10 protein-coding genes are annotated in these 12,626 nt (G+C 60.5%); 4 read left to right on the forward strand and 6 right to left on the reverse strand.

Features of this window, described 5'->3' with window-relative positions:
- Positions 1 to 53 precede the first annotated feature (53 nt).
- Positions 54 to 1,142, reverse strand: coding sequence for a M23 family metallopeptidase (locus ACRWA7_RS07780; RefSeq protein WP_438392153.1), 1,089 nt, complete (start codon positions 1,140 to 1,142; stop codon positions 54 to 56).
- Positions 1,143 to 1,359: 217 nt separating this feature from the next.
- Positions 1,360 to 2,334, reverse strand: a complete 975-nt coding sequence (locus ACRWA7_RS07785; protein ID WP_438392154.1) for a LysR family transcriptional regulator — start codon at positions 2,332 to 2,334, stop codon at positions 1,360 to 1,362.
- Between the two features lie 200 nt (positions 2,335 to 2,534).
- On the opposite strand from ACRWA7_RS07785, the gene ACRWA7_RS07790 reads away from it, so the two are divergent.
- The 3 genes from ACRWA7_RS07790 to ACRWA7_RS07800 all read left to right on the forward strand — a co-directional run bounded on the left by ACRWA7_RS07790 (position 2,535) and on the right by ACRWA7_RS07800 (position 5,619).
- Complete coding sequence (locus ACRWA7_RS07790; RefSeq protein ID WP_438392155.1) at positions 2,535 to 4,076, forward strand: CoA-acylating methylmalonate-semialdehyde dehydrogenase; 1,542 nt, start codon at positions 2,535 to 2,537, stop codon at positions 4,074 to 4,076.
- Between the two features lie 37 nt (positions 4,077 to 4,113).
- Complete coding sequence (mmsB, locus tag ACRWA7_RS07795; RefSeq protein ID WP_438392156.1) at positions 4,114 to 5,004, forward strand: 3-hydroxyisobutyrate dehydrogenase; 891 nt, start codon at positions 4,114 to 4,116, stop codon at positions 5,002 to 5,004.
- A gap of 267 nt (positions 5,005 to 5,271) precedes the next feature.
- On the forward strand, positions 5,272 to 5,619 hold the full coding sequence (locus tag ACRWA7_RS07800) for a hypothetical protein (protein WP_060818301.1): 348 nt from the start codon (positions 5,272 to 5,274) through the stop codon (positions 5,617 to 5,619).
- Between the two features lie 107 nt (positions 5,620 to 5,726).
- Here the strand turns inward: ACRWA7_RS07800 and ACRWA7_RS07805 are convergent, their stop codons facing one another.
- The 4 genes from ACRWA7_RS07805 to pdxY form a co-directional block, all read right to left on the reverse strand.
- A complete protein-coding gene (locus ACRWA7_RS07805; protein WP_438392157.1) occupies positions 5,727 to 7,163 on the reverse strand; it encodes a dihydrolipoyl dehydrogenase in 1,437 nt (478 codons plus the stop codon).
- Positions 7,164 to 7,179: 16 nt separating this feature from the next.
- Positions 7,180 to 9,057, reverse strand: coding sequence for a glycoside hydrolase family 15 protein (locus ACRWA7_RS07810; RefSeq protein WP_438392158.1), 1,878 nt, complete (start codon positions 9,055 to 9,057; stop codon positions 7,180 to 7,182).
- The gene (locus tag ACRWA7_RS07815) at positions 9,050 to 9,850 is read right to left on the reverse strand and encodes an SDR family oxidoreductase (RefSeq protein WP_438392159.1); all 801 of its coding nucleotides are present in this window, start codon (positions 9,848 to 9,850) and stop codon (positions 9,050 to 9,052) included. The genes ACRWA7_RS07810 and ACRWA7_RS07815 overlap by 8 nt, the downstream gene beginning before the upstream one ends.
- Before the next feature lie 122 nt (positions 9,851 to 9,972).
- Positions 9,973 to 10,836 (reverse strand): pyridoxal kinase PdxY, encoded by an 864-nt coding sequence (gene pdxY, locus ACRWA7_RS07820; RefSeq protein ID WP_438392160.1) that lies wholly within the window; start codon positions 10,834 to 10,836, stop codon positions 9,973 to 9,975.
- Positions 10,837 to 11,326: 490 nt separating this feature from the next.
- Here pdxY and glgC point away from each other — a divergent pair, with 490 nt between their 5' ends.
- Positions 11,327 to 12,625, forward strand: a complete 1,299-nt coding sequence (gene glgC, locus ACRWA7_RS07825) for a glucose-1-phosphate adenylyltransferase (RefSeq protein ID WP_060818304.1) — start codon at positions 11,327 to 11,329, stop codon at positions 12,623 to 12,625.
- The last annotated feature ends 1 nt before the right edge of the window (position 12,626 follow it).

A 12,626-nucleotide genomic window follows, 5' to 3' on the forward strand; every position in this document is an offset into this window, starting at 1 on the left:
GCGAGGTCAAGGAATACGTGCGGCGGGTCAGGCGATGTGTCGCCCGGTGTTTGTCAGCTTGCGGCATGGGGATTCGGCTTGAAAAGCGCGAGATAGTGCTTGGGATTGACCTGTGTGCCGTCGATGATCACTTCGAAATGCAGGTGCGGTCCGGTCGAGCGTCCGGTCGAACCAATCTCGCCGATCTTCTGTCCGGGCATGACAAGGTCGCCGACAGCAACGAATATCTTCGACGTATGTCCGTAGCGCGTGACCACGCCGGTGCTGTGCTGGATGTCGATGGCATTGCCATAACCGCCGTGCGGTCCCGCCAGGATCACGCGGCCTCCCGCGCTTGCATAAATGGGTGTGCCGGCCGGTGCGACCAGATCCATCCCCGGATGAAAGCTCAGATGCTGGTTGAACGGGTCAATGCGATTGCCGAACGGCGAGCCGAAACGCGCGCCAGGCGCGGGCTGCCGTCCGGGAAACGCCATGTAGGACGCATAGTGTGCGAGCACCACGTCATCGAGCTTGCCGAGCGTGGCGTCGAGGCAATCGAGCGCGCTTTGGGTGCGGCGCAAGCGTTGGGGCGCCGAGCCGGTTTGCGCGGCGCGCTGGGCGTCGCAGAGCCGTGCGGGCAGCGCGGGTCCGCCCTCGGCCGTGCTCGCCGGCGCCGGTTCCGACGCGGGTTCCGACACGTTCGGATGGCTGCTCGCTGCGCTGTTCCCAGGCGCGAGCCGTGGCGCCAGCGCCGGTCCGCCCGCGCTGTCGAGCGGCAGTTCGTCGTCATTCTCTGGCAGCGGCGGCACGATATGAATGTCGGGACGATCGGCTGCGCGGCGCGAAGCCTTCAGCTGTACTTCGAAGTCCTGAAGTTCGTTGACTTGCGTGACGAGCTGACCCACTCGCGGCTCGAGATGCGTGAGCGTTGCGCTGATCTTGCCGAGTTCGTCGATCTCGTACGAACGGCGCTCGGCCTGCGCTTTTTCTTCGGCGCCGTGCGTGTTGCCCATTGCTGCGCCAATTGCAATGCCGAGCGCGAGCGCGGCCAGGATCATCGCGACCACTGCGACGATCACCATTGTACGAACCGTGCGCGCCTCGACAAACCGCACGCGCTGATGCGACACGGTCCGGCGCGACCAGATGACGAAAGCCATCAGTGCACCCGGCGCGCGACGCGCGAAGACAAGACGACGTTCATCGAAACAAAAATACTGGCGCGTATTCGAGCGTTGAAATTGAGATAAATGAAAGTCACGTCCATGTGAAAACGCCGCAGCGGGGCTACGGCGAGAGGCCTTATGGGCGGACGATTATGCGCCAGTTATTCGAATGCGTATCTCATATATAAGGGTTGCTGAACAAATGCGAAATTCAGGGCCGCGCTGTTTCGCTCCACAGCATCTCGCGGGCCTCGCCCATCAGGAGCGGCCGGTTCAATTCGGCCACCGTGCGCAGGAAATTCCACACTGCCGTGATGCGTTTCAATTTGCGCAAATCCTCGCGGCAGGAGAGATAAAACGCGCGGGTGACGACGATGTCATCGGCGAGCACGGCTTCGAGACGCGGGTCTTGCGCCGCCATGAAACACGGCAGGATTGCGAGCGCGCGACCCTGCAGCGCGGCGTGATATTGCGCGATCACGCTCGTGCTGCGCCAGTTGGAAACGGCGCCCGGAACTGCGCGATCGAGGTAGAGCAACTCGTAGCTGAACGCGAGGTCGTCGATGTAGCTTGCGAAGCGATGCGTCGTCCTGAGATCTTCAACGCAGCGCACGGGCTCGTGCTGTTCGAGATACTCGCGCGTGGCGTAGAGGCGCAGCCGGTAGTCGCAGAGTTTCGTGTAGACGGTCTGACCGTGTTCGGGGCGTTCGAGCGTTACCGCTATATCGGCTTCGCGCTTGGACAAGCTCACGAAGTGCGGCACCGGCAGCAAGTCGATGGAAATCTGCCTGTGCGTGTCCTGGAAACGTGCGAGTTGCGGCGCGAGGAAAAAGCAGCCGAAGCCCTCGGTCGATCCCACGCGCACGTGGCCGGACAATGCGTGCCCGGAATTGGCGATGTGTTCCGTCGCGGACTGGACCGTGGTTTCCATGGCATCGACGTAGGCAACAAGGCGCTGGCCTTCGGCGGTCAGGACGAAGCCGCCGCTGCGGGATTTATCGAAGAGTAGGGTGCCTAGCGCGTCTTCCAATGCCCGCACGCGACGCGCGACAGTTGTGTAGTCCACGCCCAGGCGCTTGGCCGCGCCGCTCGCACGCTGGGTCCGGGCGACTTCAAGGAAATATCTCAGGTCGTCCCAGTTCAGGTTATTGAGGTTTTGCACGCCTGCGCCCGCGTTTTTTTGCATGATGGATGGGTATTTCTATCGATACTTCGTAGAGATTTGCATAACTATACTGAACGATATCGGCTCGGTGGATTCACCGCGCGAGCCGACGACAAACAAAACGGAGACGGCATCCACCTTTAGCGATCTGCCCGGATACGCATTTGTCCGCTCAGGTCCGCGTCTCGCGTTTTCATGCCCGTTCCCAAGGAGACTCCCTCATGAATACTGCTGCTGAGCGCCCGGCGCTCGCCGAACAATCCATCGCTGTACGCACCGCCAAATTGTTGGTCGATGGCAAGTTCGTGGAATCGAATACGAAGGAGTGGCGCGACATCGTGAATCCGGCGACGCAAGAACTCGTCGGGCGCGTGCCGTTCGCGACGAAAGACGAAGTGGATGCCGCCGTGGCGTCAGCAGTCAATGCATTCAAGACGTGGCGTCTGACCTCGCTCGGCGTGCGCATGCGCGTGATGCTGAAATTCCAGGACCTCGTGCGCCAGAACATGAAGCGCATTGCGCAGACGCTGACGGCCGAGCAAGGCAAGACGCTTGCCGACGCCGAGGGCGATATCTTTCGCGGGCTCGAAGTTGTTGAGCATGCATGTTCCATCGGTACGTTGCAGCAAGGAGAATTCTCGGAGAACGTCGCGGGCGGCGTGGACACGTACACGTTGCGCCAGCCTGTCGGCGTATGCGCCGGCATCACGCCGTTCAACTTCCCCGCCATGATTCCGCTCTGGATGTTCCCCATGGCGATCGTGTGCGGCAATACATTCGTGCTGAAGCCATCGGAGCAGGATCCTTTGTCGACCATGGAACTCGTCGAGCTTGCGCTCGAAGCGGGCGTGCCCGCGGGCGTGCTGAACGTGGTGCACGGCGGCAGGGACGTGGTCGACGCCATCTGCACGCATCCCGACATCAAGGCGATCTCGTTCGTTGGATCGACACATGTGGGCACACACGTGTACAACCTTGGCAGCCAGCACGGCAAGCGCGTGCAGGCCATGATGGGCGCGAAGAATCACGCCGTCGTGTTGCCCGATGCAAACAAAGAGCAGACGCTGAACGCGCTCGCCGGCGCAGGCTTTGGCGCGGCCGGGCAGCGCTGCATGGCGACGTCGGTGGTGGTGTTCGTCGGGGCGTCGAAGGACTGGTTGCCGGAACTGGTGGAGCGTGCGCGCGGCCTCTCGGTGAATGGCGGCACTGAAGCGAACACGGATGTTGGACCGGTCGTTTCGCGCGCTGCGAAGGAGCGCATTCTCGGTCTTATAGAAACAGGCGTGGGCGAGGGCGCGACGTTGTCCCTCGATGGCCGCGGCGTGGAAGTGAAGGGTTATGAGCAAGGCAACTTCATCGGCCCGACGATTTTCTCCGATGTCACGACCGACATGACCATCTACAGGCAGGAGATCTTCGGCCCGGTGATCTGCGTGCTGGAAACGGCCACGCTCGATGACGCCATCGCGCTGGTCAACCGCAATCCGATGGGCAACGGCGTGGGTCTCTTCACGCAAAGCGGGGCGGCTGCGCGCAAGTTCCAGAGTGAGATCGACGTGGGCCAAGTGGGCATCAACATTCCGATTCCGGTTCCCGTGCCGTATTTCAGCTTCACGGGCTCGCGCGGATCCAAGCTCGGCGATCTCGGTCCTTACGGCAAGCAGGTCGTGCAGTTCTACACGCAAACGAAAACGGTCACGTCGCGCTGGTTTGACGACGCCACGGTCAACGACGGCGTGAACACGACTATTTCGCTACGCTAGGCCTTTTCCGCACAAAACTATAAACAGGAGATACGTCATGGAAATCGGCTTTATCGGGCTGGGCAACATGGGCGGTCCCATGGCCGCCAACTTGCTGAAGGCGGGACACTCGCTGACGGTGTTCGATGTATCGAAGCCGGCGCTGCAGGCGGCGGTCGAAGCAGGCGCGCGGACCGCTGTATCGCCCCGTGAAGCGGCCCGCGAGAGCGAGGTGGTGATTACCATGCTGCCCGCCGCCGCGCACGTCAGGGCGGTCTATCTGAACGACGACGGCGTGCTTGCGGGCGTGCGGCCCGGCGTGCCGCTCGTTGACAGCAGCACGATCGACCCGGCCACCGCGCGCCTGATCGGAGAAAGCGCGGCGAAACAAGGCAACCCGTTCGCCGATGCGCCCGTATCAGGCGGCACGGGCGGCGCCCAGGCGGGCACGCTGACGTTCATGGTCGGCGCCGAGACCGTTTTGTTCGAGACGCTCAGACCGGTGCTCGCGGGCATGGGCAAGAACATGGTGCAGTGCGGCGAAACGGGCACGGGCCAGATAGCGAAAATCTGCAATAACCTGCTGCTCGGCATTTCGATGATCGGCGTAGCGGAAGCCATGAAGCTGGGTGCGTCACTTGGCATTGATCCGAACAAGCTTGCTGGAATCATCAACACGTCGACCGGACGCTGCTGGAGCGCGGATACGTGTAATCCCTATCCCAATGTGCTGCCTAACGCGCCGTCGTCGCGTGGCTATACCGGCGGTTTTGGGGCGGATCTGATGCTCAAGGATCTCGGGCTGGCGGTTGATGCAGCGCGTCAGGTAAAACAGCCGATCCTGCTGGGTGCGCTTGCTCAGCAACTCTATCAATCCATGAGCATGCAAGGTTTGGGCGGCCTCGACTTTTCAGCGATCATCAAGTTGTACAGTAACGAGGATGCCTGAATAAAACGTATCAACGAAAATACGTCTATAGGTGCTTTATTAAGCTGCGTTGCAGCATGGCGCATGTTTGAGCCATATACACCAAGGACATGGGGAATACGATGATTCGCTTCTTCTGATTTTGGCCTATTCTCAAAGCACGACGTTCGTATCCTCGTCCTAATTAGTAAGCAGATGACGAAGTCAGCGAAGCCGCTTTGGAATACTGATAGGTTTAACCCAGGCCAGCAGTCATGCTGTTGGCAAGCTGGGATCAAGGAGAGCCAGATGCAAACAACTCGTCATTTTCATATGGAATTGCGGCACGCCACGGTGCCGACGTACGTGTTCAGTTATCTGTTCCCGTTGGTATTGCTGGTGTATGAGTTATGGCGTGTCGGTTCATGGGTTGCAGTTCGTGGATTCAACTTCACGGACTTTAGCGCAATGAGTTATGAGTTCGCGCTCATGCTGGCCGTTTTCCTGATGCAGGTCGTGGTGGAAATTGCTTTCATGGCTGCCGCCATGCTCACGAAACATCATGACGTGGCGCATCGCGCAGCGAATCTGCTGCTCGGCATTTTCTGTTCGATGGTCGTGCTTGGCTTCGATCTTGCGCTGCAATACGGAATGTAAATGCTTTACCGGGCATTAAGCGCCTCCAGTTCTCGCAGCAATGAAAAGCCCGTTTGAACGTCAAGTTCAAGCGGGCTTTCTCTTGTCATGCCATAACCTTTAAAGACTTAACAGCCTACTGCGCTTGCCAGTTCCGGCGCCTGCTCCGCGCGTTCTTCAAAGCACTTCTTGTTCGCTTCTTTCAGCGCTGTGCGCAAACCTTCTTCAATGACCGGGTGGTAGTACGGCAACTTCAGCATGTCTTCCACGCTGAGTTCCAGTTGCAGCGCCCACGCCAGCAAATGACCGAGATGTTCGACTGCGGGCCCGCAACCTTGCGCGCCGAGCAGCTTGCCGGTTTTCGCGTGCGCATAGACGTGAAGCAAGCCGCGGTTTTGCCTCAGCACCCGGCTGCGCCCCTGCGTTTCAAATGAAACGCTGCCAGTCACCGTCATCTGTTTTTCGAGGTCGTCATAAGACGCGCCGACAATCGCCACTTGCGGTTCGCAGAACACGAGCGAGAACGGTACTTTGCGCTTGATTGCCTGCACATTGGGGAAGTTGGCGGCGTTGTCGCCCGCGAGCTTGCCTTCGTCGGCGGCATCGGAGAGAAAAGGACGCGTACCGTCACAATCGCCCGCAATAAAAATACTGCTGTCGCCACATTGCATCGATTGCTCGTTGAAGACCGGAACGCCCTTTTTATCAAGCTCGATGCCTGTGTTTTCAAGCCGCAAACCGCTGAGCGTGGGCTTCCTGCCGGTGGCGACAAGCACGAGATCGAAATGCTCGGTGCGGTCGCTGCCATCAAGCGATTTGAAGCGTATGACAGGCTCGCCGTCCTGCATCGATTTTTCGTGGATGGTCGCGTCGGGGTCGAGATAGAACTCGTCCTGCAACGCTGCAACCAGCGCTTCACGCACGGGGGTATCGGTGAGCGCGCCAACCTGGTATTTCTGGCTGAACATGAATACGTCCACGCCAAGCCGCGCGAACGCCTGACCCATTTCAAGCGCAATAGGGCCAGCGCCGAACACCGCGCAACGCTTGGGCAAGGTCTTCAGATTGAAGACGTCGTCGCTTGTGATCAGCCGGTCGCCGAAGACCTCGAAATCATCGGGGATGACGGATGCCGAGCCGGTCGCAATCACCACGCTCGCAGCTTCGATGCGCAATGAATCATCCACGATCAGCACGTTGCGCGACTCGAAACGTGCGTACCCGCGAATCACTGTCTCCGGGGCGAACGAAGCGATTTCCTCCAGCACGCCTTTGACGAAATGATCGCGTTCGCTGCGTACATAAGCGAGCACGTGCTCGTTGTTGGCCTCGAGATCATGCGTGCCTTCAATGCCGCGAGCGGCCTGTGCCTTTGCGTCGTGCAACCCGTTCGCCGCTGCCAGCAGCAGCTTCGACGGCATGCAGCCCACGCGCGCGCAGGTCGTGCCGAACTCGGCGCCTTCGATGAGCACAGTTTCCTTGCCCGCGCTGCGCGCCGCGCGATAGGCCGCCATGCCCGCCGTTCCCGCGCCAATGACGGCGACGTCCACCTTGATCTGCTTCATCACTACCCTTTGAGTTTTACGACCATTGTGGATGCACGCCATCAAGGCTGCGATCGAGCTGGAACGCAGCGCTGATCAAAGCCAGATGCGTGAGCGCCTGCGGGAAGTTGCCAAGCGCTTCTCCGCTGATGGCCACTTCTTCCGAATAAAGCCCCACATGGTTCGCGTAGGCCAGCATTTTCTCGAACACGAGGCGGCCTTCGTCCACGCGCCCGGCCCGCGCGAGCGCTTCCGCGTACCAGAACGAGCACGCGCTGAAACCGCCTTCCTCGCCAGGAAGCCCGTCGAGCGAATCGCCGCGCGTGTAGCGAAAGATCAGCGGATCGACACCCAGTCCTTCGCCGATGGCATCGAGCGTGGAAAGCCAGCGCGGATCCTTCGGGCCGATAAACCGCACGAGCGGCATCATCAGCGTGGATGCATCGAGTGTTCTGGAATCAGGCGTCTGCACGAAACTCTTGATCTCGTCGTTCCAGAAACGCGTGTAGATGTCCGCGTGAATGGCGTCGCGCACCGCATTCCATTCCGGGAAGGGCGCTGGCAACGAGCGCTTCTGCGCAAGACGGATCGCGCGGTCTAGCGCGACCCAGCACATCAGTCTGGAATGCAGCAGCGGACGGCTGCCATTGCGGAATTCCCAGATGCCCTGGTCCGCCCTGTCCCAGTTCTTCGAGACGAAATCGACGGTGCGCGTGACGTGCTGCCAGCCATCGTAGGAAATGGCCTCGCCATATTTGTTGTAGAGATAGACGGCGTCGAGCAGCGCGCCATACACGTCGAGCTGAGTCTGGTCGCGCGCGCCGTTGCCGATCAACGGCGGCTCCGTACCGCTGCCGTAGAGCGTATCGAGCGGCTCTTCGTCGGGCGGCTCGTTGCCATCTACGGCGTACATGACGTTGAAGGAGCCGTCCGAATCGCATTGCTTGTTGCGCTCGGCAATCCAGTTCTTGAAGTCGCGCGCCTCGCCAATGTAGCCCAAGCGCAGCAGCGCATAGACGGAAAACGCGGCGTCACGAATCCACGTGTACCTGTAATCCCAGCGACGGCCGCCGTCCGGAGTCTCGGGCATGCCGAACGTGGGCGCGGCGGCGATTGCGCCCGTCTCGCGCGAACTGAGCAACTTGAGCAGCAACGCGGAGCGCATCACGACTTCACGATAACGCCCGCGATAAGTCGACTTCGCCGACCACGCGCGCCAGAAATCGATGGTATCTGCAAGCGCGCCCTTGCATGGAATGTCGCTGCGGGCGGGTTCCGATTCCGCGCCGAAAATGAAGCAGGCGGTCTCGCCTTCTTTCAGGTCGAAGTGCGCGACAGCGTCGTTGTTGTCGAGGCTAAGCGGTATCGTGGAGTCGAGTGTCAGTGCTTCGTCCTGGCCCGAGGGTGCGAAACGGATGGTCTTCTCGTCGAGTTGCGTGGTTTCGTGGCTGCCGCGCGCATAGTCGAAGCGCGGCGCGCATTCAAGGCGCACCGACATGTCGCCGTATTTGGCGCGGACCACGCGAACAATGCAGTTTGACCCGCTTTTCTCGTCCTCACCCTCTTTCGATACAGGCATGAAGTCGACGATCTCGCACACCGCATCTCCCGACATGAACCGCGTCAGCAGCACGTTGGTCTCGGGCAAATACATCTGCTTGGTGCGCGCAATGTTGAAGGTTGGCGCAATGCTGAATGCGCCACCGCGTTTGGCGTCGAGGAGCGCGCCAAAGACGGTCGGTGAATCGATACGCGGAAAACACATGAAGTCGATCGCGCCCTCGGTCGACACCAGCGCGGTTGTGCGCATGTTGCCGATCAGGCCGTGCGCATCGATTGGAATGCCGTGCGGCGTTGCCGGGCCGGTTTTCGCGGGGGTGTCGTCGTGAGGATCCTGCGCGCGCTGATCAGCCATTGTCGGCGAACCCCGGATACAAGGTCATGCCGCCGTCCACGAAAAGCGTGGTGCCAGTCACGTAGTCGCTGTCGTCGGAGGCGAGCCAGACAGCCGCGTGGCCGATGTCCTCGGCTTCGCCAATGCGGCCGTAGGGCACGAGTTTCAGCAGCTTTTCGAGCGCCTCGGGATTGTCCCAGGCCGCCTTGTTGATCGGCGTCTTGATCGCGCCCGGCGCGATGGAATTCACGCGGATCCTGTGCGGCGCGACTTCCTGCGCGAGCGATTTCATCATCATCTGGATGCCGCCCTTTGACGCCGCGTAGTTCACGTGTCCGGCCCAGGGAATGATCTCGTGCACTGAACTCATGCAGATGATCTTGCCCAATGCCTTCGATACCGGCCGCGGACCGCGGCGCAGGAATTCGCGCACGGCGCGCTGCGCGGTCATGAACTGACCGGTCAGGTTGACGTTCATGACGGCGTTCCAGTCCGCGAGCGTCATGTCGGTGAACTTCGCGTCCTTCTGCAAACCGGAGTTGGCGACGACGATATCCACCGTGCCAAAGTGCTGGATGAGCGAGTCGAACATTGCGTCGATGTCGGCTTCGTCGGAGACGTCGGCCTTGATCGCGATGGCTTGGCCGCCAGCCCGTTCTATCCTGCCGGCGAGGTCTTCGGCCTCTTCACCGTGGGAGTGATAGTTGATGGCGACGCTCGCGCCAGCTTCGGCGAGCGCGAGCGCCACGCCGTAGCCAATACCGGAACTGCCGCCCGTAACGAGCGCGACCTGACCGTGGAGTACTTGATTCATGGCGTTCCCTGATTCGATGCAAAGCGGGTTGGTCCGCGATGCACGTCTGTGGGGCCGGCCGAAGCCGGCGACGTCATGGCACCAAGCAAGCGCCGGTCCCGCCCGTCAAACCGCGCGGAGCTTCACTCCACGTGCATGGCCAGCGCCGGGAACGATTCTGTCGGGTGCGCGATTTCGTCTTGCGCCGCGACGATTTCCAGTTCGTAGCGGCCGGCTTCGTAGGTTGTTTTCACGACGGCATTCACCGCGGCAAGCGTATGCTCCAGCGCTTCGCGAACCGAGTCGCCCAGCAGCGTGCGCGCGAGGAACACCGCGCTGGTGAGATCGCCCACGCCGACCGGCTGGCGCGCGAATGGATAGAGCGGGCGCTGTGCAAACCATGCCTGGTTTTCCGTTACAGCGAGCATGTTGAACGCATCGGCGCGACTGTTCCTGTCGATCAAATGCTTGACCAGGATGATCTTTGGACCGCGCGCAATGACCTCGCGGCACGCTTCGATTGCTTCTTCCACCGTTTCTATCGTGCGCCCGGTGAGCTTCTGCAACTCGATGTGATTCGGCGTCATGGCGTCCGAGACTTCAGGCATGGTGGTGACGAGAAATTCCTGAATCCCCGGCTCCACGATACAACCGCTTGCCGCGCCCATGACCGGATCGCAGAAATAGAGCGCTTTCGGATTCACGGCCTTGACCATCCTGACGATCTCGACCACTGCCGCGGCCTGCTCGGGCGCGCCCAGATAACCGGACAGCACGGCGTTGCATCGCGACAGCACGCCGATAGCGCCGACGCCTTCGATCACGCGTATGAGCTCGCTGGCGTCGACGGCGCTGCCGGTCCAGCGCCCATATTGCGTGTGATTGGAAAACTGCACGGTATTGAGCGGCCAGACGTTGACGCCCATGCGGCGCATGGGAAAGACCGCTGCGCTGTTTCCGGCGTGGCCGAAGACGACGTGCGACTGGATACTGAGGACGTTGTTCATGATGGTTTTTTTCGTCAGGGGCCGCAATGGCAAGTCGGGCGCGGCACGTTGAGTTGAGAACCCGGCGCCACGCCAGACATTATTGTGCCGTGGCCCGCGGCTTACGACGCAGGGACGAAGAAGTTTTTGCATTTCCGAGACACGTGCCAGGCGACCGCGCGTGCGGTGCGATGGTTTTTTACATCGATTGGCACAATGATTGCGTCCTCCGGAAAATTCATTTGGATTATCGAACGGTTTGTAGCGTCTTGCCGGCTTTATCCGCCGTCAAATAGATCTTCTTCTACCCAACGCTGAAAAGCAGGTGCGAACTGTTCACCTTTGCAGCAGAATCGTTCTCACATGCCATGTTTCAGGTTTATTTAAATCCTCTGGAGAAAATCGAACTCGTCGCTTGAAACCGCCCGATGCGTTCGCCATCCATACGCGGGGCCGGTAGCCGGATCAGATCAGAAACAGGCCGTGACAGGCCGTAAAAGAGGAGGTCAAGATGGAGACGCTGAACAGAGAGACGTTGTCGCAAAGTCACACGGATCTGCAGAAGAACACGCTGGCCATTGTCCTTGCGGGCGGCCGCGGTACGCGCCTCGGCGCACTCACGAACAAACGCGTCAAACCTGCCGTGCACTTTGGCGGCAAATACAGGATCATCGACTTTGCGTTGTCGAACTGCCTGAATTCAGGGATCCGGCGCATCGCCGTCGTCACGCAATACAAGGCGCATTCGCTCTTGCGCCATCTGCAGCGCGGCTGGGGATTCCTGCGCGGGGAATTCAACGAGTTCATCGATATCTGGCCGGCGCAGCAGCGCATAGATGCAAGCTGGTATCGCGGCACGGCGGACGCCGTGTTTCAGAACCTCGACATCATCCGTTCCATCGGCCCGGAATATATCGTCGTGCTGGCGGGCGATCACATCTACAAGCAGGACTACACGCGCATGGTGCTCGACCATGTGGAGAGCGGCGCGGATTGCACGGTGGGCTGCATCGAGGTGCCCCGCATGGAGGCCACCGCGTTTGGGGTGATGCACGTCGATGCGCAGCGCCGCGTCACCGCCTTCCTGGAAAAGCCGGAAGATCCGCCGCCGATGCCCGGCAAGCCCGACATTGCACTCGCAAGCATGGGCATCTACGTGTTCAGCGCGAAATATCTGTATCAGTTGCTTGAGGAAAACATCCAGACATCCGAGACGGATCACGACTTCGGCAAGGATATTCTCCCGCGCGTGGTGACGAGCGGCCGGGCGATCGCACATCCGTTCGGCATGTCGTGCGTGACATCCGAAACGGATCCCAACGCACCGCCGTACTGGCGCGATGTCGGTACCGTCGATGCGTACTGGGCGGCGAACCTGGATCTGGCATCGACAATTCCAGCGCTCGATCTCTACGACCGCCGCTGGCCGATCTGGACCAACCAGGAACAGTTGCCGCCAGGCAAGTTCGTGCGCGACCTGCACGGGCAGCAGGGCGCAATCAATAATTTGCTGGTGTGCGGCGGCTGCGTGATCGCGGGTTCGCAGGTGTCGCGGTCGGTGTTTTCATCGGCGGTGCGGGTGAATTCGTTCTGTCATATCAACGAGGCAGTGCTGTTGCCGCAGGTCACGGTCGGTCCGAGTTGCCGGCTCAAGAAGGTGGTGATCGACCGGGGTTGCACGCTGCCGGAAGGACTGGTGATCGGCGAAGATCCGCAATATGACGCGGAGCGGTTCTACAGGACGGAAAGCGGAGTGGTGCTGGTGACGCAAGAGGCGTTGACACGTCTCGGACAAGCAAAGCAGTCATAAT

This window comes from Caballeronia sp. DA-9, from assembly GCF_051615025.1.
In the GTDB taxonomy this organism is placed as follows: domain Bacteria; phylum Pseudomonadota; class Gammaproteobacteria; order Burkholderiales; family Burkholderiaceae; genus Caballeronia; species Caballeronia sordidicola.